This is a genomic window from Leclercia sp. 29361, assembly GCF_011290365.1.
Taxonomy (GTDB): domain Bacteria; phylum Pseudomonadota; class Gammaproteobacteria; order Enterobacterales; family Enterobacteriaceae; genus Enterobacter; species Enterobacter tamurae.
On sequence record NZ_CP049786.1, the window covers coordinates 2,381,178 to 2,402,275 of the forward strand.

The window sequence follows — 21,098 nt, forward strand, 5'->3', positions numbered from 1 at the left end:
GGGTGAGATAAATTCGATTCTGATTTTTTACAGCGCCACAGGGATGTTTAACGATGAACAAAAAATATAAATACTGGCTACTTTCTCTGCTTATGATCCTTATCGTATTGCCTGCATTAGCCCAGGCTGGAACGCTACTTTGGATGTTAATCCTTCAATCGCTGCACCTGGGAGGGGCTGTCATTTCTGCCCTGATCGCGGCGGCTACCTGCATTTTACCGGTGGGATATTTATGGGGACGATATATGCATCTGCCTGACCGCTTTTGGCCACGCTATACGCCCATACTGATTGCCATTTTTTATATCCTGCTTTTCTGGATCATGGTCATGTTTATCAGCGACGGAGACTTCACCCATGAAGCCTTTGTCTGGATGGGAATAGGCACGATCCCGTTCGTTGTCTCGACTTTTCTGGCATTTTTCGGTGGAAAAATGTGGATTGTGCTCTGTGTTCCTCTGGTGACATACACGTTGTTTATGGTGGCGTTCGTTTCTGGCGCTGCAGGCGCCGGTAAGTCGCTGGGAGATTACAAGGCGTACAGGAATTCGTTCGGCTTGTTTTGCGCTCTGCTTCTGGTTGTCGGCTATCAGGGTTATCACCGTGAGAACATCCTGATCGCTGAAGAGAGTGAGAAAACGATTCATGACTACTTTGCGCTGGAAGACTATCGGCCGTTTATTGACAACAACCTACTAACACCGGTCACCAAGCCGACGCTGAAAATTGACAAGGCATGGCCGCGCCTGGATGGCGCGACGGCGGCCTGGCCAGTTTACGCATCTGCCGCGCAGGCGATTTATCAGGGGTTGGACGCGGATTCGGCGAATAAATACCTTAAAAGCAGCAGAACGGCGGAGGCCTGGCAACGGCTGATTGACGGTAAAGTCGACCTGATTTTCGTTGCGCAACCGTCGGCAGAACAAAAGAAAGACGCAGCCGATAAGAATCTTAAGCTGAAGCAGATCCCTTTTAGCCGGGAAGCGTTTGTTTTTGTCGCTAGTCAGGACAACCCGGTGAGTAATCTTAGCGTCGAGCAGATCCGCAATATCTATAGCGGGAAAATCAACAACTGGCGCGAGGTCGGCGGGCGGGATGAGCGCATCATTCCTTTCCAGCGCCCGGTCAACTCCGGCAGCCAGACCGTCATGCTCTCTAAGGTGATGCAGGGACTCGAGATGCGCAGACCGATGCAGAGCGAACAAGTTAGCGGCATGGGCGGCTTGGTGCGCCGCGTCGCCAACTATCAAAACGTCACCAACGCGCTGGGCTACTCTTTCCGCTACTACGCCAGCCAGATGGACAAAAAAGAGGGGCTGCGTCTGCTCTCTGTCGATGGTGTGGCCCCTACCCTGGAGAATATCCGCAACGGCAGCTATCCGTTCACGGTGGACGCTTATATGGTCACTATTGACCCGCCGTCGGCCAGGACGCAGGCGCTAATCGACTGGTTCTTAGGTCCGCAGGGGCAAAAACTGGTGGAGGATGTGGGATACGTGCCGCCCAAGGCGACCAAAGAACAACTATCCGCTCGCGGGAAAAGTAAATGATGCAGAGGATATCTTTCACGTTACGGTGATGAGCTGTGAATATTTTCCGCAAGCTAGCTCAGCCCTGATTACACTTCAAAGTGTTATGTCGCACCGTACCGTCAGATCCCCTGTAAAGGAACGCATCATGGCAGATAAAGATAAGAAGAAAACCAAACCTGTAGAGAAGCTAACGCCCCCCGCCCCGCTTAAGCGTACGGAGTACGAGAAAGAGCTGCACCGCCTGCATGTGGAGCTGGTGAAGCTGCAGCGCTGGGTGGTGAGTAAGGGCCTGAAAGTGTGCGTCGTCTTCGAAGGGCGCGACGGCGCGGGTAAAGGGGGCACCATTAAAGCCCTGACCGAACGCGTCAGCCCGCGCGTGTTCCGGGTGGTGGCACTGCCGGCCCCGACCGAGAAAGAGAAAAGCCAGCTCTACTTCCAGCGCTATGTACCGCATCTGCCCTCAGCGGGCGAGATCGTGATATTTGACCGCAGCTGGTACAACCGCGCGGGCGTGGAGCGCGTGATGGGATTTTGTACGGAAGACCAGGTCGAGAAGTTTCTCGACGGTGCGCCGATCATCGAAAAAGCGATGGTCGATGCGGGCATTATTCTGATCAAATACTGGCTGGAAGTGACGCCGAAAGAGCAGGAGCGGCGTCTGCGCGACCGCATCAACGACGGGCGCAAAACCTGGAAGCTGTCGCCAATGGACATCAAATCCTTTAATCGCTGGGATGAGTACACCGAGGCGCGCGATGCGATGTTTGCCGCCACCGACACCGCCTGGGCACCGTGGTTTGTTGCCCGCTCCGAGGATAAAAAGCGCGCGCGGCTGAATATTATCTCCCATCTGCTGACGCAAATTCCCTATAAAGAGTTGCCAGAAGAAGAGGTCAAATTACCGAAACGTAAAATCGGCAAAATTAAACCAACCGCTTATCCGTTCCGTTATATTAAAGAGAAGTTCTGACTCTTACTGCCCTCCTGGTTATTTATCGGGAGGGTGTTCCCCAATAATCTTGCCTGATTTCACCGTATTGCTTTTGTCTGGAAGCATGCTCGCAATTCCTGAATTACCAGGCGGTTCGGTATTGTTTTTTATTGTTGGCGACTGATAATGGCTGCACCAACACAGGAGATAATAACAATGAAACGGAACACCCCGCAGAGCAGCACAGTCAACGAGCATTTAACCGGTGTGGTACAACGTCCGGCACTCACGACAGAAGTACTTATCGAACAACGCAAACGCGATAAGGAATTCATGCAAGCTATGAATGAGTTTGTTGCTAAGGCCGGCTTACTGTCTGACGATCCCTTTTTCGGAGGGATTTAATGTGCTTTCAGTTTGACGTCTACCGAAACCCATCGGGCAGAACCAGTGAATTACATCCCTACTTGATGGTGATTCAGCATGATTATTACGATGATTTATCGACCCGTTTAATCCTGCCGTTAAGTTATCGGAATAATCTATCGGGGCATATTAATCCGGCATCCGCTGTCATTAATATCGATTTCCAGACGTTATTTATGAATACGCCTGGCATTACCAGCGTGGAGAAAAAGAAGCTCACCAGTAAATATTTCGTCAGTAATATGCAAAGTGCGAGGGCCCGGGTGGTTGCTGCAATCGATGCCTTAGTCACCAACACCTGACCTCCCAAAAACCCGCTCCGAAACATCGTCCGGAGCGGGGGGGCACTTACTTCATCCCTTCACTAACATCTTTTTTCGCTTCCAGACGTTCCACGTCCCGATACCAGCGCGGGTGGTGTTTCTGCGCCCAGCGGCGGCTCACCCTCCCTTCGATCATCCCTTTAATCGAGCCTTTGACCCAGAACGCCATATACATATGGATCAAAATGGCGTGGATCAAAATAATGGCCGAGGTAGCGTGGATCAGCAGGCTATAACGCACCACCTGCATCGGGAAATAGTGCGCAAAGTACGGACGCCAGATAATGACCCCGGTCACCAGCAGCACAAAAATCATGCTCATGATGGTCCAGAACATCATTTTCTGTCCGGCGTTGTATTTACCCACCTTCGCTACTTTATGCTCGTTGCCCTTCAGAACTTCCACAATCCCTTTCAGCCAGGGAATATCCTGCTTGTCCGGGATGTTGTGATGTACGAAACGCACGAACATAAACATCAGCGCCACGAAAATCAGCACCCCAAAGAACGGATGCAGAATGCGCCCCATCTGCGGTGTGCCGAAAGTCTCCGTCAGCCACTGCAGCGTCGGGAAGAAGAACGAAATCCCCGACAGTGACACCAGGAAGAAGCAGATCACCACCGTCCAGTGACAGGCGCGGTCAACAAACTTCGTGCGCACGATCATCTTTGACTTATTCATGGTGTTCCTCCTCATCGTCATCCACCTCTTTGTTCGGCCCGATACCAATGTAGTGATAAATCAACCCGGCAAAGGTGGCGATAAAGCCCGCCGCAGAGAGCGGTTTAAGCGCGCCTTTCCACAGGTTGATGGAGGTATCGATCGCCGGATCTTTCGGCAGATTGTGATACAGCTCCGGCTGGTCGAGATGGTGCAGGACATACATCACGTGCGTCCCACCCACCCCTTGCGGATTGTAGATGCCCGCATTGGCGTAGCCGCGCGCTTTCAGCTTATCGACCCGCTGCTGGGCAACCTCCAGCATCTCCTTCTTGGTGCCAAAGTGAATGGCGCCCGTCGGACAGGTCTTCACGCACGCCGGCTCCTGACCGACGCTGACGCGATCCACGCACAGGGTGCATTTGTAGACCCGGTTATCCTCTTTATTGAGGCGCGGCACGTTAAACGGACACCCGGCGATGCAGTACCCGCAGCCGATGCAGTTATCCTGCTGAAAATCGACGATGCCGTTGGCGTACTGAATAATCGCCCCGGCGGACGGGCAGGCCTTCAGGCAGCCCGGATCCTCGCAGTGCATACAGCCGTCTTTGCGGATCAGCCACTCCAGCTTGCCGTTCTGCTCGGTTTCGCTAAAGCGCATCACCGTCCAGGATTTGGCGCTCAGATCTGCCGGGTTGTCGTACACCCCGACGCAATGGCCCACTTCGTCGCGGATATCATTCCACTCGGAACAGGCCACCTGGCAGGCTTTGCAGCCCACGCAGGAGGAGACATCGATAAGCTTTGCCACTTCAGCTTTGTAATCCCGCGCGCGAGGCGCGGGCGTAATGCCGTTTGTGGCGGAGCGTTTGATGACGTCTTGTGTTTCCATCGACATGTATTCGCTCCTTATGCTTTCTCGATGTTGACCAGAAACGCCTTATACTCCGGCGTCTGCGAGTTGGAATCCCCTACCGCAGGCGTCAGGGTGTTGGCGATATAGCCCTTCTGCGCCACCCCTTCAAAACCCCAGTGCAGCGGAATACCCACCGTTTCCACCTGCTGACCGTGAACGTTCAGGGCCTGCAGACGACGGGTAACCACCGCCACGGCACGAATAAACCCGCGCTGGCTGCTGACCTTGACGCGATCGCCGTTGGCAATCCCTTTGGCCTGTGCCAGGGTCTCGCTGATCTCGACAAACTGTTCCGGCTGAGCGATAGCGTTCAGTCGCGCATGCTTGGTCCAGGTGTGGAAATGCTCGGTCAGGCGATAGGTGGTGCCGACGTACGGGAACTTGTCTTTCTTGCCCATCCGCACGGCATCTTCCTCGTAGACACGCACCACCGGGCTGGAGACCACGTTCGGGTGCAGCGGGTTGGTGCCCAGCGGCGTTTCCATCGGCTCGTAGTGTTCCGGGAACGGCCCTTCTGCCAGTTTGTCGATGGCAAACAGACGTCCCAGCCCTTCCGGCTGCATGATAAACGGCCCGGTGTTGCTGCCCGGCGCGGCGGTGTTGTAGTCCGGAATATCGTTCCCGGTCCACTTGGTCCCGTTCCACTGGATCAGCATCCGTTTTGGATCCCACGGCTTGCCGTTGATGTCCGCCGAGGCGCGGTTGTAGAGCACGCGGCGGTTGAGCGGCCACGCCCAGGCCCAGCCCAGCGTATTGCCCAGCCCTGACGGGTCGGCATTATCGCGGTTGGCCATCTGGTTGCCCTGCTCGGTCCAGCTCCCGGTGTAGATCCAGCACGACGACGCGGTGCTACCGTCATCACGAAGTTGGGCGAAGCTGCTCAGCAGCTGGCCTTTCTTCGCGATCAGCACACCGTTAGCGTCGTAGAGATCCGCCAGCGCGTAGCCATTGTTCTCTTTCGCCACCTCTTCCGATTCCGGATGATCCGGCTGTTTGTAATCCCAGCTCATCCGCAGCAGCGGCTCAACGCCCTTGCCGCCTTCGGTGCGGTACATCTCGCGCAGGCGATGGTAAATCCCGGCCAGGATCTCGCCGTCGTTACGCGCTTCGCCCGGGGCATCCTGTCCTTTCCAGTGCCACTGCAGCCAGCGGCCGGAGTTAGCAATAGAGCCGTCCTCTTCCGCGAAGCAGGTGGACGGCAGACGGAAGACCTCGGTCTGAATCGAGGCGGGATCCACGTCATTCATCTCGCCGTGGTTCTGCCAGAAGGTCGAGGTTTCGGTCACCAGCGGATCGATTACCACCATGTACTTCAACTTGCTGAGGCTGGCGACAATCTTGTTCTTATCCGGGAACGATGCCACCGGGTTGAAGCCCTGGCAGATATAGCCTGTGACCTGGCCTTTCGACATCATGTTGAAGTACTTAATGACGTCGTAAGACTGATCCCATTTCGGCAGCCAGTTAAAGCCCCAGTCGTTCTCCTTCTGTGCCGCATCGCCGTAGAAAGATTTCATCAGGCTGACGAAGAACTTCGGATAGTTGCTCCAGTAGTTAACCTGGTCAGGCAGCGTCGCTTTCGGCGTGTTCGCCGTCATATAGCTCTGCAGATCCGTCTGTTTCTCGGACGGCAGCGTCAGATAGCCGGTCAGGCTGGTCGACAGCAGACCGAGATCGGTCAGACCCTGGATGTTGGAGTGTCCGCGCAGGGCGTTGACCCCGCCACCGGCCATGCCCATGTTGCCGAGCAGCAACTGGATCATCGCCATAGTACGGATGTTCTGCGCCCCGACGGTGTGTTGCGTCCAGCCCAGCGCGTACAGGAACGTCGTGGTTCTGTCCGCGGCACTGGTGGAGGCCAGCACTTCGCACACTTTCAGGAAATCGGCTTTTGGCGTGCCGCAGATGTTCTCCACCACCTCTGGCGTATAGCGGGAGACGTGCTGTTTCAGCAGGTTCCACACGCAGCGCGGGTCGGTCAGGGTTTCATCGCGTCTGGCATAGCCATTCTCGTCGAACTGATAGTTCCAGGAAGATTTATCGTACTGGCGTTTTTCGGCGTCGTAGCCGCTGAACAGCCCGTCTTCGAAGGCAAAATCTTCCCGCACCAGCAGATTGGCGTTGGTGTAGTGCTTAACGTACTCGGCGTTAATTTTGTTGTTTTCGATCAGGTACAGCAGCACGCCGGAGAGGAACGTAATGTCCGTGCCGGAGCGGATGGGCGCATAGATATCAGCCACCGATGCCGTACGCGTAAAGCGCGGATCGACGACGATCAGCGTCGCATCGTTATTGTTTTTCGCTTCCATCGCCCAGCGGAATCCCACTGGATGAGCTTCAGCGGCGTTACCGCCCATCACCATCACGACGTTGGCGTTTTTGATATCAACCCAGTGGTTGGTCATCGCACCGCGACCAAATGTTGGAGCAAGACTTGCTACCGTTGGTCCGTGTCAGACGCGCGCCTGGTTATCTACCGCCAGCATGCCGAGGGAGCGCACAAATTTTTGCGTCAGCATGCCGGTTTCATTACTTGCCGCCGAGGCACACAGCATCCCGGTGGAGGTCCAGCGGTTCACCGTCACGCCCTGGTCGTTGGTCTCGACGAAGTTGGCGTCGCGGTCGGCTTTCATCAATTTCGCAATCCGGGTGAAGGCCTCATCCCAGGAGAGTCGCTGCCATTTGTCGGAACCCGGCGCGCGGTATTCCGGGTAACGCAGACGGTTTTCGCTGTGGACATAGTCCAGCAGCCCCGCCCCTTTCGGGCATAACGCCCCACGGCTGACCGGATGATCCGCGTCGCCTTCAATATGATAAATCGACTCTTTGGCGTTCTTCGCGCCATCACCCAGGCTATACATCAATAGCCCGCATCCCACGGAGCAGTATGTGCAGGTGTTACGGATCTCTTTCGCGCGCAGCAACTTATAGTTGCGCGCCTGAGCCAGCGCCATTTTGGGAGCGAACCCTAAAGCAGCCACTGTCGTACCGGCCATACCGCCCGCGCAGATTTTAAAAAACTGTCTGCGGCTGACGTCCATCGTTGTCCTCGTTAGAACTATGAGAATTCCGGCGGAAAACTAACAGCAAAGCCCCTGTTTTTTTTGCGGCAAATCAATATCGGAAAACTTCGCCCTCTTAATAGTCAGCGGGAAGCCGTTTTGTTACTGCTTAAGGAGTAGCGTTGAGGAGATTAATTCGCGGAAGGTACTGAAACAGTGCTATAAATTTGCCCCTGAAAATGTAAAGACTGTGGAAATAAGATGGACAGAAAGAAAGCCACACTCATCGGGCTGGCCGCAATTGTGCTCTGGAGCACGATGGTCGGCCTGATCCGGGGAGTGAGTGAGGGGCTGGGCCCGGTAGGCGGCGCGGCGATGATCTACACGCTCAGCGGTTTACTCTGTCTGGTCACGGTCGGGTTTCCCAATCTGCGACGTTTCTCGCCCCGCTACCTGATCGCCGGTAGCGTGCTGTTTGTCAGCTATGAGATCTGTCTCGCCCTGTCGTTAGGCTACGCCACTACCCGGCACCAGGCGATTGAGGTAGGCATGGTTAACTATCTCTGGCCGAGCCTGACCATCGTGTTTGCCATTCTGTTTAACCGCCAGCGCTCGACCCTGTGGGTGATCCCGGGGCTGCTTATCTCCCTGCTGGGCGTCAGTTGGGTACTGGGCGGCGAAAATGGGCTCAATCCGACGGAGATTGCCCGCAACGTCATCTCCAACCCGCTGAGTTACGGCCTGGCCTTTGTCGGGGCCTTTATCTGGGCGGCCTACTGCACCGTGACCAGTAAATATGCGAATGGGCAGAACGGGATCACGCTGTTTGTGCTGCTGACGGCCCTGACCCTGTGGGTTAAATATGTTTTCAGCGATCAGCCGGAGATGGTGTTCAGCGTGCCGGTGATGATCAAGCTGCTGATGTGCGGCGTGGCGCTGGGGTTTGGTTATGCGTCGTGGAATATCGGCATTCTGCACGGCAACGTGACGCTCCTGGCAGCGGCCTCCTATTTTACCCCGGTGCTGTCAGCGGCGCTGGCGGCGGTGCTACTCAATGCGCCCCTGTCGTTTAGCTTCTGGCAGGGAGCGATGATGGTGTGCGCCGGGTCGCTGCTGTGCTGGTACGCTACCCGCACGCGGAGGGGTTGAGGGCAACGCCGGGCGGCGCATGCGCTTGCCCGGCCTACGGTTTGGTACCGTTTGTTGATTTGTAGGCCGGGTAAGGCGTAGCCGCCACCCGGCGTTGTTGCACCGGTGGTGTAACTATTCCTGCCCCGCCACCCGCCGCAGCCAGCTTTGCAGCAGCTTGCCGTCCTGGCTCATCTCGCCGTCCTGACGCACGCACAGGTAGTAATCCCGGCCATCGTCGATCGGCAGGTCAAAAATCTTCACCATTTCACCGCTCTCCAGATAGGGCGCAATCAGCGGCTCGCGCATCAACGCGCAGCCCAGTCCCGCCTGCACCCCCGCCAGGGTTAACAGCCCGTCTTCAAACATCGGTCCGCTGCGGCGCAGGGGGCGTTTTACCCCCTGCTGGATAAACCACTGCTGCCAGGTGGTGCGCTCCTCGTCGTGCAGGAGCGGCATCTGCAGCAGCTGTTCGGGGGTATCGATATGCCCGTGCAGGCGCAAAAAGGCCCGGCTACAGACCGGCACCATCTGCCCGGAGATCAGTTTCTCGCTCTGATAGCCCGCCCACTGCCCGTTACCAAAGCGGATCGACATATCCGAGGCATCGCTCAGGTAGTTGCGGTGGTTGGCGTAGACCACGTTAATTTCGGTCTGCGGGTTCGCCCGCATAAACCCCGGCAGGCGCGGGATAAACCACCCCATGCCAAACAGCGGGATCAGGCTGATGGTCACCTGGCGGGTCTGCACCTGCTCAAGCAGATGCCCGGTGGCCTGACGCAGGACGTTAAAGGCCGCGCGGATGGAGCGGTAATAGTCCCGCCCCTGCTGGCTGAGGATCAGTCCACGTCCCTGGCGTTCGGTCAGCGGCATCTGCAAATACCCTTCCAGCACTTTCAGCTGATGGCTGACTGCCGAGGGCGAGATGGCCAGCTCCTGGGCCGCCTGGGTCACGCTGCCCAGCCGGGCTATCGCCTCGAAGGCCCGTACTGCCCGCAGCGGCGGATCGTTCGCCAGTCGGCTCTCGGCAAAGGCTGACAACGCCAGGGATTGTTCTGTTTTATTCATATATTGATCTGTTATGGATAATCAGGTTATTCAGCCATTTAGCGTTACCTTGAAAATCAATCAGATAACGCAAGCTCCAAAAATAATAAGAAAGAATATATGCGTATTTCACAATTTAATTCAATTATTAGATGTTACCCGCTGAAAAGAGCAATTTGTCGGGTAGGAACGTTGGACACTCTCATACAACAACTGATCAACGGTGTGATGCTGGGCAGCATCTACGCGCTGATCGCGCTGGGCTATACCATGGTGTATGGCATTTTGCGCATTATTAACTTCGCCCACGGCGATATTTTGATGGTCGGGGCGCTGACCACCCTGTCGGCCCTGAATCTCCTCAACGGTTATTTCCCGGCCATGCCGCAGCTGCTGCAGCTCGGCTTTGCGCTGCTGATCGCCATGGCGGTCTGCGCCCTGTTGGCGATGGCGGTTGAGCGCTTTGCCTATCGCCGCCTGCGTAATGCCCCACGGCTGGCACCGCTGATCTCCGGGATTGGCGTATCGGTGCTGCTGCAAACCGTGGCGATGATTGTCTGGTCACGTAATCCGCTGATGTTCCCGCAGATCCTGCCGATGGACCCGATTGCCATCACCGCGGGCAGCGAAGCGCATCCTCCGGCGATTGTCACCGTCACCGGCATCGTGACCGTGGCGCTGGCCCTGATCGTCATGACCGGCCTGTGGCTGCTGGTGGAGTACACCCGCCTCGGCCGCGGTATGCGCGCGGTGGCGGAAAACCCACGGGTCGCCACCCTGATGGGGGTCAATCCTAATGCGATCATCACCCTGACCTTTGCCATCGGCGGCATTTTTGCCGCGCTGGCGGGGGTGATGATGGCCAGCAACTACGGCAACGCCAGCTTCTCGATGGGCTTCCTGCCCGGGATCAAAGCCTTTACCGCAGCGGTACTTGGCGGCATCGGCAACATTCGCGGGGCGATGATTGGCGGGATCCTGCTGGGCATTATCGAAGCGCTGGGCGCGGGCTATCTGGGCGAGCTGACGAACGGCGTGTTCGGCAGTAATTATCAGGATGTGTTTGCCTTTATCGTGCTGATTCTGGTGCTGGTCTTCCGTCCGGCGGGTCTGCTGGGCGAGCGCGTGGCGCACAGGGCGTAAGGGAAAAATATGACTGCCATTGAACTCAAAACACCGGCAACCCGCCGTAAACTCTGGTCCGGCATGACGCTGTTTGTCCTTGCCCTGATCCTTGCACCGGTAGTGGCTACCCAACTGGGCGGCAACTACTGGGTGCGGGTGATCGACTTCGCCCTGCTCTACATCATGTTGGCCCTGGGGCTGAATATCGTGGTCGGCTACACCGGCCTGCTGGATATGGGCTTTATCGCCTTCTACGCCGTCGGGGCCTATCTGGCGGCGCTGCTGGCCTCCCCGCATCTGGCGGAGGTGTTCCCGATCCTCAACCTCTGGTTCCCGGACGGGCTGCACACCTCTTATCTGCTGATTATCCCCATTGCGGCGCTGGTCGCGGCGGTGTGCGGCATTCTGCTCGGTGCCCCGACGTTGAAGCTGCGCGGGGATTATCTGGCCATCGTCACCCTCGGATTCGGGGAGATCATCCGCATCCTGATGCGTAACCTCGACCGCCCGGTGAACATCACCAACGGCGCCAAAGGCATTACCGGTGTCGATACCCTCAACCTGTTCGGCCTCAAGTTCAGCGGGGTTTACCACTGGTTCGGCGTCAAAGTCCCGGCCCTGTGGCTGTGGTACTACCTGCTGATGCTGGTGATTGTCGGGATCATTTTTGTCTGCCTGCGCCTGCAACACTCGCGCATTGGCCGGGCGTGGCACGCCATCCGCGAAGATGAAGACGTCGCCCGGGCGATGGGCATCAACGTGCGCAACTTTAAGCTGCTGGCCTTCGCCATGGGTGCCTCCTTTGGCGGCGTGGCCGGGGCGCTGTTCGGTGCCTTCCAGGGCTTTGTCTCCCCGGAATCCTTCACGTTACAGGAGTCCATTGCGGTACTGGCGATGGTGGTGCTGGGCGGGATGGGCCATATCCCGGGCGTGATCCTCGGCGCGGTGCTGCTCACCGCCCTGCCGGAGCTACTGCGCAGCCAGGCGGCCCCGGTGCAGCAGGCGCTGTTTGGTTCGGTGCTGATTGACCCGGAGATCCTGCGTCAGCTGTTCTACGGCCTGGCACTGGTGGGCGTGATGCTGGTTCGCCCGTCGGGAATCTGGCCGAAGCGCCACAAGGAGGTGCAAGCATGAGCCTGTTAACCGTAAACAATATGTCCAAACGCTTTGGCGGCCTGACGGCGGTCGATAACGTCTCGCTGTCGATTAACAAGGGCGAGATCTACGGCCTGATTGGCCCTAACGGCGCGGGCAAAACTACCTGCTTTAACCTGATCACCGGGCTCTATCCGGCCGACAGCGGGGAGTTCGCCATTGCCGATAAACCCTACTTCCCGACGCAGATCGAGAAAGTTACCGCCGCAGGCATCGCCCGCACCTTCCAGAACGTGCGGCTGTTTAACGAGATGTCGGTGCTGGAAAACGTGATGGTGGGTCGCCACGTGCGGACCCGCAACGGGCTGTGGGCGGCGCTGAGCCGTCACAAGCGCGCCCGGGAAGAAGAGGCGCAGACCCTGGAGCAGGCCTGGCACTGGCTGGAGTACACCGGCATTGCGAAGTTCGCCCACTACCGCGCCTGCGATCTGGCGTATGGCCATCAGCGGCGGCTGGAGATCGCCCGGGCGCTGGCTACCGATCCGCTGCTGCTGGCGCTGGATGAACCCGCCGCTGGGATGAATGCCGCCGAAAAAGGCACCCTCGGCGAACTGCTGATCCGCATACGTGATGACGGTAAAACCCTGCTGATGATTGAACACGATGTGAAGCTGGTGATGGGCATCTGCGATCGCCTGACGGTACTGGATTACGGCAAAACGCTGGCCAGCGGCACCCCGGACAGCGTGCGACGCGACCCGGCGGTGATCGCCGCCTGGCTGGGAGGCAATGCCCATGTCTGAATTACTCAAAGTGGAACGTCTCGACGTGCATTACGGCGGGATCCAGGCGGTCCGCGACGTCTCCTTTAGCCTGCGTGAAGGCGAACAGGCCACGCTGATCGGTGCTAACGGCGCGGGTAAAAGCTCCTCCGTACGGGCCATCACCGGGCTGGAGCGTTTTGGCGGCAATATCGAATTTAACGGCAAGCCGGTGCGCAAACAGAAAGCCGAAGCGCTGCTGCGCGACGGGCTGGTGATGGTCCCGGAAGGCCGCGGCATCTTCGCACGCATGACGGTGCTGGAGAACCTGCAGATGGGCTCCTGGCTGCGCCGTGACACTGTCACAGTCAAGCAGGAGATGGACGAGATTTTCGACCGTTTCCCGCGCCTCGGCGAACGTCAGCACCAGCTGGCCGGGCTGCTCTCCGGCGGGGAACAGCAGCTGTTGGCCCTAAACCGCGCCCTGCTCAGCCGACCGCGCCTGCTGATCCTCGACGAGCCGTCGATGGGCCTCGCGCCGAAGATGGTGGAGAACATTTTTGCGGTGATCGCCGGGCTGCGCGAGCGCGGCGTCGCCCTGCTGCTGATCGAGCAGAACGCCCGCCTGGCGCTGGAAGTGACCGACCAGGCGTGGGTGATGGACAGCGGCAGCATCGTTCATCATGGCGAATCGAAAGCGATGCTCGACGATGGCCAGATTGCACAGATTTATTTGGGCGAAATGCCCGTTTAACACACCAACATCAGGGAATAACAATGAAAACCGTAAAAATCAGCGCCCTCAGCGCCGCTATTCTGCTCAGCGGGTTTGCCTCAACCGGAGCCTGGGCCGCCGACAGCGAAACCGTGGTGATTGGCCTGGCGGGCCCGCTCACCGGCCCGTCTGCCCGTATCGGTAAGGATCTGGAGAACGGCGCCCAGCTGGCGATTGACGACATCAACAAGCAGCACCCGACCATCGGCGGCAAAGCGGTGACCTTCAAACTGCAGTCCGAAGATGACCAGTCGGATCCCCGTACCGCAGTGGCCGTGGCCCAGCGTCTGGTGGACAGTGACGTGGCGGGCGTGGTCGGACACTGGAACACCGGCACCAGCATCCCGGCGGCACGCGTCTATCACGATGCTGGTATCGCCCAGGTGGCTCCAGTCGCGACCGGTCACGCCTATACCAAACAGGGCTTCGACACCAGCTTCCGCGTGATGGGCCACGACGATGACGGCGGCCAGTTTGCCGGGCAGTACGCCATCGACACCCTGAAAGCCAAACGCATTGCGGTGATCGACGACCGTACCGCCTTCGGTCAGGGGCTGGCCGACGAGTTTATTAAATCCCTGGAAGCTCAGGGCGTGAAGATTGTCGACCGCCAGTACGTTGACGACAAAACCGTCGACTTTAGCGCCGTGTTGACCGCCATTCGCAGCAAAAACGCCGACCTGATCTTCTTCGGCGGCGTGGACAGCCAGGCGGCACCGCTGGCGCGTCGTATCAAACAGCTGGGGATGAACGCCACCCTGATGGGCGCGGGCGGCTTTGTCAGCCAGACCTTCCTGCAGCTGGCGCAAAAAGAGGGTGAAGGCGTGGTGGCGCTGGAGCCGGGCCTGCCGGTGGACCAGATGCCTGGCGGCAAAGCGTTCGAACAGGCGTATCAGTCCCGCTACCACACCCATATCGAACTGCACGCCCCGTTCGCCTATGACGCGACGCGCGTGCTGGTGGCGGCGATGGAGAAAGCCGACTCGGTGGATCCGGCCGAGTACCTGCCGGCCCTGCGCGCCATCAGCTATTCCGGCGTCACCGGGCAGATCGCCTTTGATGATCAGGGCAACCTGAAAGCCCCGTCGTTCACCGTCTATAAAGTGGTCGACGGCAAATGGCAGCCGCAAACCGTACTCGGCGGCGCAAAAGCTAAGTAACGCAGTGAGGCAATGTGATGAGTGATAATAATGAGCTGGGCATTCTCGCCCGCCGCAAAATTGAAGCAGAAATTATTAAGCCAATTTACGAGATCTTGGTGCGCGAGATCGGCAAGACCCGCGCCCAGGCGGTGATTGGTGAGGCCCTTGAGCAGGCCGCCATTAACGCCGGCAAAGAATTTGCCAACCAGGAGCCGAACGGCGCGGACGTGAAGAGCTTTATCGCCCTGCAATATCTGTGGGAGAAAGATAACGCGCTGGACGTGAAGGTGATCGACGCCGACGACCAGCAGTACAACTACAACGTCACCCGCTGCCGCTATGCCGAGATGTATCACGAGATGGGCCTGGGCGAGATCGGCCACCTGCTGTCGTGCGCCCGTGATGAGAAATTCATCGTCGGTTACGCGCCGGACGTGGAGCTGACCCGCACCACCACCATCATGCAGGGCGGCAAGTGCTGTGACTTCCGCTACCGCAGCACGAAGGACAAAGCATGATCCGCGTGAACGCCGACCGGCTATGGTCGACGCTGGAGAGGATGGCGCACATCGGCGGCACCCCCGCCGGAGGCGTCACCCGTCTGGCGTTAAGCGATGAAGACCGGATAGCCCGCAACCTGCTGCGCGACTGGGCGCGGGAGGCGGGGTTTTCCTGTGACGTCGACAGCATGGGCAATATGTTTATCCGCCGTGCGGGCAAGAATCCCACTCTCCCCCCGGTGATGACCGGCTCGCACGTGGATTCCCAGCCCCTCGGCGGTAACTATGACGGGATCTACGGCGTGCTGGCCGGGCTGGAGCTGCTGCGCACCCTGAACGACCATCAGGTTGAAACCGAGCGCGATATCGTGCTGGTGAACTGGACCAACGAAGAAGGGGCGCGTTTTGCCCCGGCGATGCTGGCCTCCGGCGTCTGGGCCGGGCAACTCTCGCAGGAGTTTGCTTATGCCCGTACCGACAGCGCAAAAATCACGGTGCGTGAAGCGCTGGAAGCTATCGGCTATCGCGGCGAGCGCCCTGCCCGCGCCTTCCCGATCCACGCCTGCTACGAGCTGCATATCGAACAGGGGCCAATCCTGGAAGATGAAGCCGTGGATATCGGGCTGGTGCGTGCAGCAATGGGCCAGCGCTGGTTTACCATCACCCTCGACGGTTTCGCTGCCCATGCGGGTACCACACCGATGCACAACCGCCGTGACGCCTTAACCGCCTTTGCGGAGCTGGCGCTGAAGGTGGAAGCTATTGGCTATCAGCATGCGCCTGACGGTCGGGCGACGATTGGGATGGCGGAAATCACCCCGAACTCGCGCAACGTGGTTCCGTCCCGGGTGGTGTGCAGCGTCGAGTTCCGTCATCCGCAAAGCGAGGCGCTGGTGGCGATGGAAGCCGCCCTGCACCAGGCGGCGGAGAGCCTTGCCGCGCGCGGCATCACGGCAGAGGTGGAGCGTATTTTCGATTATGCGCCCATCAACTTTGATGCCGCCTGCCTGGCGCGCAGCGAGCAGGCAGTGGCTGCATTAGGCTATTCGGCAAAACCGATGGTGTCCGGTGCCGGGCACGATACCTGCTATATCAGCAAAATCGCGCCGGCCAGCATGATCTTTATCCCCTGCGTGAAGGGCATCAGCCATAACGAAGCGGAAAAGATCCTGCCGGAATGGTCAGAGAAAGGCGCCAATGTGCTGCTGCATAGCGTGCTGAGCGCAGCGCAGGAGCCGTAAAAAAACGCCGGATGCACTGCGCTTATCCGGCCTACAGTTCGCGCCGTTTCTGCCTTCGTAGGCCCGGCAAGCGCAGCGTCGCCGGGCAAAAAACGTATCACTGTTTAAGTAAATATAATTATAAAAAGCGGCTTGCCCTGCCAGGCGTCAGTCTGCATGATTGCACGCGGGCAATCGTGTTTTTTCATGATTAGAGGTAACTTGTGATGACTGAACGACTGAAACGTATTCAGGGCATGGCTCAGCGTTACAACAAATTAGGTGTTGTGAAAGATGAGACGGTGGCATCCATCGATGCCGCAGTGGCTGCCCGTAACATCCCGGCGGTACGCGAAATGACCGGTGGAGAGATTAAAGAAGTCCGAACGCGCTACAACATGTCTCAGGCGGCCCTGGCAATAACAACCGGAATGTCGGTTGAAAGCGTGTCCAAATGGGAGCGCAATGAAAGTAAGCCCAACAAAGCGGCCCTACGTATCATCAATATCATTGATGTAAAAGGACCTGAAGTATTCATGGTCTGAAGTTTCCCGGAATAAAACGCCGGATGCGCTGCGCTTATCCGGCCTACGATTCGTAATTTTGTGCGGCCGGTTGCCCTCACCCCAGCCCTCTCCCACAGGGAGAGGGAGCACACCGTAGGCCCGGCAAGCGCAGCGCCGCCGGGCAGGTTTTTACCGCTGCGCGACCCTCGCCAGGCTAAACCAAATCCCGATCGCCAGCACCGTTAACATCGCGCCTGCGCTGCCCAGCGCCACGCTGTGCGAGGTGATAAACGCGGTTTTCGCCGCTTCTATCACCGACTCCGCCAGCGACGGCGTCAGATCCTGAGCCACCTTCACCGCCTCACCGATGGAAGATGAAGCTTGTTCCGCCCGTGAAGCATCCAGCCCCGACGGCAATGCTATCGACGCCGAGAAACTGCGGGTCAGGAGCAGACCAAAGATCGCGATCCCCAGCCCGGCTCCCAGCTCGTAGGACATGGTTTCAATCGCCCCAGCCGCGGCGGCCTTCTCTTTCGGCGCGGCGGCCATGATCGCCGAGGTCGACGCCAGCAGCGCGCTCGCCGCGCTAAAGCCCAGCAGCACCATCAGGCACCAGGCCTGCCACTGCTGGGTGCTGAAATCGAGCGTCGACAGCCCGGTAAAGCTGAGCGCACTTAATCCCATGCCGCCGGTCGCCACGATCCGCAGCCCCAGACGGCCCACCAGCACCCCGGCAATCGGGCCGCTAAAGCCGCTGGCAACCATCACCGGCAGCATAAACATCCCCGCCTCAAACGGGGTGAAGCCGTGCACGAACTGCAGCTCCTGGGCCATCAGCAGTTCAAACCCCACCAGGGCGATCATCGCCGTCATCGCCATCACCACGCCGCTGAGAATAATGCGGTGGCCGAACAGGCGAATGTCGATCATCGGTGTAGGGGCGCGCAGCTGGATGCGGACAAAGGTCCACAACATGGCCGCCCCGATCAGCAGCGTGCCCGCCACCAGCCACGGGGAGAGCTCCCCTTTCAGGGCCGTTTTGGCGCTGAAGACCAGCAGCAAAATAGCCACGATCAGCATCAGGGCATGGGTGATGTTCAGCGGCTGCTCAGGTCGCCCCTGCTGGGCCGGAACAAACCGCGCCGCCAGGGAGACCACCAGCAGCACAATCGGCACGTTGATCAAAAATACCGATCCCCAGTAGAAGTGCGCCAGCAGCATCCCGCCCACCAGCGGGCCAAAAGCCGCCCCGCCGGACCCCACCGCGGCCCAGACCCCAAGGGCAATATTGCGCTGGCGCGCATCCGGAAACAGCGTGCGGATCCCGGCAAGCGTAGCGGGAATGATCATCGCCGCCCCGATGGCCAGCGAGGCCCGCGCGGCAATCAGCCACCCCGCAGTCGGGGCAAACGCCGCCGCCAGCGACGAGAGGCCAAACAGGGTGCTGCCCATTATCAGCAGCCGCTTAAAGCCGATGCGATCCCCGAGCGCCCCCATCGGCAATACCATCCCGGCCATCACCAGCGAGTAGATATCAATGATCCACAGCAATTCATTGCCGCTGGCAGCCAGGGTCATGCTCAGCGTCGGGGCGGCGACGTGGAGCACTGTGGCATCAATCGCAACCGGGATGTAGACCAGCACAATAATCACTAACGCTAACCACTGACGAAACATAACTATCCTTATTTTCCAAACCTGGACACATGTCCAGTTTGCGATCCTACGGAAAGTTGAACGCGTGTCCAGCTTTTTTGTTACACTCGTTGTCCCCCAGTTGAGAGTGAAAAGAATGAGCTATCTGAGCAAGGTCGAGCGGCGGGAAGAGATCATGCAGGCGGCGATGCGCGTGGCGCTGAGCGACGGCTTTACCGCGATGACCGTAAGACGGATCGCCACCGAAGCGAAAGTGGCGACGGGTCAGGTCCATCACCATTTTGCCTCCGCAGGCGAACTCAAGTCACAGGCCTTTATCCGCCTGATCCGCGATCTGCTGGATGCTGAGGTGGTGGCAGAAAACGCCAGCTGGCGCGAAAAGCTGCATGCCATGCTCGGCAGCGACGACCGTAGTTTTGAACCCTATATTCGTCTGTGGCGGGAAGCCCAGCTGCTAGCCGCCCGCGATGCAGAAATAAAAGGCGCTTATGTGTTAACCATGGAGATGTGGCATCAGGAGACGGTCGCCATCATACGGACGGGTGAACAACAGAACGCCTTCAGGCTGAAAGACACTCCTGAAAACATTGCCTGGCGGCTGATTGGTCTGGTCTGCGGGCTGGATGGCTTATACGTTTTATCCATGCCGGAAATGGATGACGCCGCGTTTAATCGACATCTTGAGACGCTTATTACCCTGGAACTGGGTTAATCATCAGCCTTACTTAACTGTTACGATTTGTAACACATTAAGCGGACCCTCTTCTCCCTTATAAACTCATGGGTTCGCTTTTTTTCTCTATCCTTTCAGAAGACTCCCAAAACACATCTAATAATTTCTCATCAAAAATTCAGGCAACTGCCTGATTGTATTTCTCTTTCTGCCATTTACGGATACGCAAGAGGGTAATATGTCACAACAAGCTGAGAAGAATAATCATTATTTGTTAAGCAACTGGAAACCGGAAAACGCGGCATTTTGGGAAAATAAAGGCAAACCGATTGCGCGACGAAATTTAGTTATTTCGGTTGCCTGTCTGCTGCTGGCATTTTGCGTCTGGATGTTATTTAGCGCGGTGGCGGTAAATCTGAATAAGGTGGGTTTTAATTTCACCACCGATCAGCTGTTTATGTTAACCGCCCTGCCTTCACTCTCCGGGGCCATATTACGCGTCCCCTACTCCTTTATGGTGCCCATATTTGGTGGCCGCTACTGGACAGTATTAAGCACCGTTATTCTGATTATTCCCTGCGTCTGGCTCGGTATTGCGGTGCAAAACCCGGCTACCCCTTATGCGGTATTTATCACTATCGCCCTGCTGTGCGGTTTTGCCGGGGCGAACTTTGCCTCCAGCATGGGCAACATCAGCTTTTTCTTCCCCAAAGCCAAACAGGGCAGCGCGCTGGGCATTAACGGCGGGCTGGGCAATCTGGGCGTCAGCGTGATGCAGATGGCGGCCCCGGTGGTGATCTTCCTGCCGATGTTTACCTTCCTCGGGGTCCACGGCGTACCGCAGGAGGATGGCTCGACGCTGTTCCTCGCCAATGCCGCCTGGATCTGGGCCCCGCTGCTGCTGCTGGCGACCCTTGCCGCCTTCTTCGGCATGAACGATATCGCCAGCTCGAAGGCGACCATAGCCAGCCAGCTGCCGGTGCTGAAGCGCCTGCACCTGTGGCTGCTGAGCCTGCTCTATCTGGCAACCTTCGGCTCCTTTATAGGATTTTCCGCCGGCTTCGCCATGCTGTCGAAAACCCAGTTCCCGGACGTCAATATCCTGCATCTGGCCTTCTTTGGCCCGCTGATCGGCGCTCTGGCGCGCTCTGCCGGCGGGGTGATCTCCGATAAGCTCGGCGGAGTGCGCGTCACGCTGGTGAACTTCGTTTTTATGGCGGTGTTCAGCGCCCTGCTGTTCTTCACCCTGCCGGGCACCGGCTCCGGCAACTTTACCGCCTTTTATCTGGTGTTTATGGGGCTGTTCCTCACCGCCGGGCTCGGCAGCGGCTCCACCTTCCAGATGATCGCTGTCATCTTCCGGCAAATCACCGTCTATAGAGTCAAACTGCACGGCGGCACGGACGAGCAGGCCCAGAAAGAGGCTGTTACCGACACCGCCGCTGCGCTGGGCTTTATCTCGGCCATCGGCGCCGTCGGCGGGTTCTTCATCCCCAAAGCCTTCGGCACCTCGCTGGCAATGACCGGCTCGCCGGTAGGGGCGATGAAGGTCTTCCTGGTGTTCTACATCGTCTGCGTGTTCATCACCTGGCTGGTGTATGGCCGTCGTCAGAAGCACGTCAAATCATAACGAGTAGTTCAATTTTTTGTGAGCAGTGTAACCACGGGGCGGGAGTCGC

20 protein-coding genes are annotated in these 21,098 nt (G+C 58.2%); 15 read left to right on the plus strand and 5 right to left on the minus strand.

The window, feature by feature from the left end; translation table 11 throughout:
• Positions 1-53: 53 nt before the first annotated feature.
• The 4 genes from G7090_RS11355 (at position 54) to G7090_RS11370 (ending at position 3,191) form a co-directional block, all read left to right on the plus strand.
• Complete coding sequence (locus tag G7090_RS11355) at positions 54-1,550, plus strand: substrate-binding domain-containing protein (protein ID WP_166182470.1); 1,497 nt, start codon at positions 54-56, stop codon at positions 1,548-1,550.
• A 127-nt stretch (positions 1,551-1,677) separates the two neighbouring features.
• Positions 1,678-2,502, plus strand: coding sequence for a polyphosphate kinase 2 (gene ppk2, locus G7090_RS11360; RefSeq protein ID WP_166182471.1), 825 nt, complete (start codon positions 1,678-1,680; stop codon positions 2,500-2,502).
• Between the two features lie 177 nt (positions 2,503-2,679).
• Positions 2,680-2,868: a type II toxin-antitoxin system CcdA family antitoxin gene (locus G7090_RS11365; protein WP_166182472.1), complete on the plus strand. Its 189-nt coding sequence runs from the start codon at positions 2,680-2,682 to the stop codon at positions 2,866-2,868.
• Positions 2,868-3,191, plus strand: a complete 324-nt coding sequence (locus G7090_RS11370) for a CcdB family protein (RefSeq protein ID WP_166182473.1) — start codon at positions 2,868-2,870, stop codon at positions 3,189-3,191. The genes G7090_RS11365 and G7090_RS11370 overlap by 1 nt, the downstream gene beginning before the upstream one ends.
• A gap of 46 nt (positions 3,192-3,237) precedes the next feature.
• Here G7090_RS11370 and fdnI read toward each other — a convergent pair whose 3' ends face one another.
• The 3 genes from fdnI to fdnG are packed head-to-tail and all read right to left on the minus strand — an operon-like array spanning position 3,238 to position 7,830.
• Entirely contained in the window at positions 3,238-3,894 is a 657-nt protein-coding gene (fdnI, locus tag G7090_RS11375; RefSeq protein WP_166182474.1) for a formate dehydrogenase-N subunit gamma, read from the minus strand.
• The gene (fdxH, locus tag G7090_RS11380) at positions 3,887-4,771 is read right to left on the minus strand and encodes a formate dehydrogenase subunit beta (protein ID WP_106992894.1); all 885 of its coding nucleotides are present in this window, start codon (positions 4,769-4,771) and stop codon (positions 3,887-3,889) included. The genes fdnI and fdxH overlap by 8 nt, the downstream gene beginning before the upstream one ends.
• Before the next feature lie 11 nt (positions 4,772-4,782).
• Entirely contained in the window at positions 4,783-7,830 is a 3,048-nt protein-coding gene (gene fdnG / locus G7090_RS11385) for a formate dehydrogenase-N subunit alpha (RefSeq protein ID WP_166182475.1), read from the minus strand.
• A gap of 222 nt (positions 7,831-8,052) precedes the next feature.
• Between fdnG and yddG the strand changes: the two genes are divergently transcribed.
• On the plus strand, positions 8,053-8,940 hold the full coding sequence (gene yddG / locus G7090_RS11390) for an aromatic amino acid DMT transporter YddG (protein WP_166182476.1): 888 nt from the start codon (positions 8,053-8,055) through the stop codon (positions 8,938-8,940).
• A gap of 114 nt (positions 8,941-9,054) precedes the next feature.
• Here the strand turns inward: yddG and G7090_RS11395 are convergent, their stop codons facing one another.
• Positions 9,055-9,987 (minus strand): LysR substrate-binding domain-containing protein, encoded by a 933-nt coding sequence (locus tag G7090_RS11395; protein ID WP_166182477.1) that lies wholly within the window; start codon positions 9,985-9,987, stop codon positions 9,055-9,057.
• A 171-nt stretch (positions 9,988-10,158) separates the two neighbouring features.
• On the opposite strand from G7090_RS11395, the gene G7090_RS11400 reads away from it, so the two are divergent.
• From G7090_RS11400 to G7090_RS11435, 8 genes are all read left to right on the plus strand, one after another.
• Positions 10,159-11,109 carry a branched-chain amino acid ABC transporter permease gene (locus G7090_RS11400; protein ID WP_166182478.1) on the plus strand — a complete coding sequence of 317 codons (951 nt, stop codon included), beginning with the start codon at positions 10,159-10,161 and terminating at the stop codon, positions 11,107-11,109.
• A 9-nt stretch (positions 11,110-11,118) separates the two neighbouring features.
• Entirely contained in the window at positions 11,119-12,225 is a 1,107-nt protein-coding gene (locus G7090_RS11405) for a branched-chain amino acid ABC transporter permease (RefSeq protein ID WP_106992899.1), read from the plus strand.
• Complete coding sequence (locus G7090_RS11410) at positions 12,222-12,989, plus strand: ABC transporter ATP-binding protein (protein WP_106992900.1); 768 nt, start codon at positions 12,222-12,224, stop codon at positions 12,987-12,989. The genes G7090_RS11405 and G7090_RS11410 overlap by 4 nt, the downstream gene beginning before the upstream one ends.
• Positions 12,982-13,701 (plus strand): ABC transporter ATP-binding protein, encoded by a 720-nt coding sequence (locus tag G7090_RS11415; protein ID WP_166182479.1) that lies wholly within the window; start codon positions 12,982-12,984, stop codon positions 13,699-13,701. Before G7090_RS11410 ends, G7090_RS11415 begins: the two co-directional genes overlap by 8 nt.
• Before the next feature lie 23 nt (positions 13,702-13,724).
• A complete protein-coding gene (locus G7090_RS11420; protein WP_106992902.1) occupies positions 13,725-14,882 on the plus strand; it encodes a branched-chain amino acid ABC transporter substrate-binding protein in 1,158 nt (385 codons plus the stop codon).
• A gap of 17 nt (positions 14,883-14,899) precedes the next feature.
• Positions 14,900-15,382 carry an L-2-amino-thiazoline-4-carboxylic acid hydrolase gene (locus G7090_RS11425; protein WP_166182480.1) on the plus strand — a complete coding sequence of 161 codons (483 nt, stop codon included), beginning with the start codon at positions 14,900-14,902 and terminating at the stop codon, positions 15,380-15,382.
• The gene (locus G7090_RS11430) at positions 15,379-16,605 is read left to right on the plus strand and encodes a Zn-dependent hydrolase (RefSeq protein ID WP_166182481.1); all 1,227 of its coding nucleotides are present in this window, start codon (positions 15,379-15,381) and stop codon (positions 16,603-16,605) included. The genes G7090_RS11425 and G7090_RS11430 overlap by 4 nt, the downstream gene beginning before the upstream one ends.
• Before the next feature lie 206 nt (positions 16,606-16,811).
• Complete coding sequence (locus tag G7090_RS11435; RefSeq protein WP_166182482.1) at positions 16,812-17,129, plus strand: DNA-binding transcriptional regulator; 318 nt, start codon at positions 16,812-16,814, stop codon at positions 17,127-17,129.
• 150 nt (positions 17,130-17,279) lie between these two features.
• Here the strand turns inward: G7090_RS11435 and G7090_RS11440 are convergent, their stop codons facing one another.
• On the minus strand, positions 17,280-18,767 hold the full coding sequence (locus G7090_RS11440; protein WP_166182483.1) for an MFS transporter: 1,488 nt from the start codon (positions 18,765-18,767) through the stop codon (positions 17,280-17,282).
• Positions 18,768-18,882: 115 nt separating this feature from the next.
• Here G7090_RS11440 and G7090_RS11445 point away from each other — a divergent pair, with 115 nt between their 5' ends.
• Both G7090_RS11445 and G7090_RS11450 read left to right on the plus strand, forming a co-directional pair.
• Positions 18,883-19,458: a TetR family transcriptional regulator gene (locus G7090_RS11445; protein ID WP_166182484.1), complete on the plus strand. Its 576-nt coding sequence runs from the start codon at positions 18,883-18,885 to the stop codon at positions 19,456-19,458.
• Between the two features lie 199 nt (positions 19,459-19,657).
• On the plus strand, positions 19,658-21,049 hold the full coding sequence (locus tag G7090_RS11450; protein WP_166182485.1) for a NarK family nitrate/nitrite MFS transporter: 1,392 nt from the start codon (positions 19,658-19,660) through the stop codon (positions 21,047-21,049).
• The last annotated feature ends 49 nt before the right edge of the window (positions 21,050-21,098 follow it).

What these genes read in the sequence shown, in the direction of transcription:
- G7090_RS11355 (WP_166182470.1), top strand. Translation starts at nt 54, where the DNA reads ATGAACAAAAAATATAAATACTGGCTACTTTCTCTGCTTATGATCCTT.
- ppk2 (WP_166182471.1), top strand. Translation starts at nt 1,678, where the DNA reads ATGGCAGATAAAGATAAGAAGAAAACCAAACCTGTAGAGAAGCTAACG.
- G7090_RS11365 (WP_166182472.1), top strand. Translation starts at nt 2,680, where the DNA reads ATGAAACGGAACACCCCGCAGAGCAGCACAGTCAACGAGCATTTAACC.
- G7090_RS11370 (WP_166182473.1), top strand. Translation starts at nt 2,868, where the DNA reads ATGTGCTTTCAGTTTGACGTCTACCGAAACCCATCGGGCAGAACCAGT.
- fdnI (WP_166182474.1), bottom strand. Translation starts at nt 3,894, where the DNA reads ATGAATAAGTCAAAGATGATCGTGCGCACGAAGTTTGTTGACCGCGCC.
- fdxH (WP_106992894.1), bottom strand. Translation starts at nt 4,771, where the DNA reads ATGTCGATGGAAACACAAGACGTCATCAAACGCTCCGCCACAAACGGC.
- yddG (WP_166182476.1), top strand. Translation starts at nt 8,053, where the DNA reads ATGGACAGAAAGAAAGCCACACTCATCGGGCTGGCCGCAATTGTGCTC.
- G7090_RS11395 (WP_166182477.1), bottom strand. Translation starts at nt 9,987, where the DNA reads ATGAATAAAACAGAACAATCCCTGGCGTTGTCAGCCTTTGCCGAGAGC.
- G7090_RS11405 (WP_106992899.1), top strand. Translation starts at nt 11,119, where the DNA reads ATGACTGCCATTGAACTCAAAACACCGGCAACCCGCCGTAAACTCTGG.
- G7090_RS11410 (WP_106992900.1), top strand. Translation starts at nt 12,222, where the DNA reads ATGAGCCTGTTAACCGTAAACAATATGTCCAAACGCTTTGGCGGCCTG.
- G7090_RS11415 (WP_166182479.1), top strand. Translation starts at nt 12,982, where the DNA reads ATGTCTGAATTACTCAAAGTGGAACGTCTCGACGTGCATTACGGCGGG.
- G7090_RS11420 (WP_106992902.1), top strand. Translation starts at nt 13,725, where the DNA reads ATGAAAACCGTAAAAATCAGCGCCCTCAGCGCCGCTATTCTGCTCAGC.
- G7090_RS11425 (WP_166182480.1), top strand. Translation starts at nt 14,900, where the DNA reads ATGAGTGATAATAATGAGCTGGGCATTCTCGCCCGCCGCAAAATTGAA.
- G7090_RS11430 (WP_166182481.1), top strand. Translation starts at nt 15,379, where the DNA reads ATGATCCGCGTGAACGCCGACCGGCTATGGTCGACGCTGGAGAGGATG.
- G7090_RS11435 (WP_166182482.1), top strand. Translation starts at nt 16,812, where the DNA reads ATGACTGAACGACTGAAACGTATTCAGGGCATGGCTCAGCGTTACAAC.
- G7090_RS11440 (WP_166182483.1), bottom strand. Translation starts at nt 18,767, where the DNA reads ATGTTTCGTCAGTGGTTAGCGTTAGTGATTATTGTGCTGGTCTACATC.
- G7090_RS11445 (WP_166182484.1), top strand. Translation starts at nt 18,883, where the DNA reads ATGAGCTATCTGAGCAAGGTCGAGCGGCGGGAAGAGATCATGCAGGCG.
- G7090_RS11450 (WP_166182485.1), top strand. Translation starts at nt 19,658, where the DNA reads ATGTCACAACAAGCTGAGAAGAATAATCATTATTTGTTAAGCAACTGG.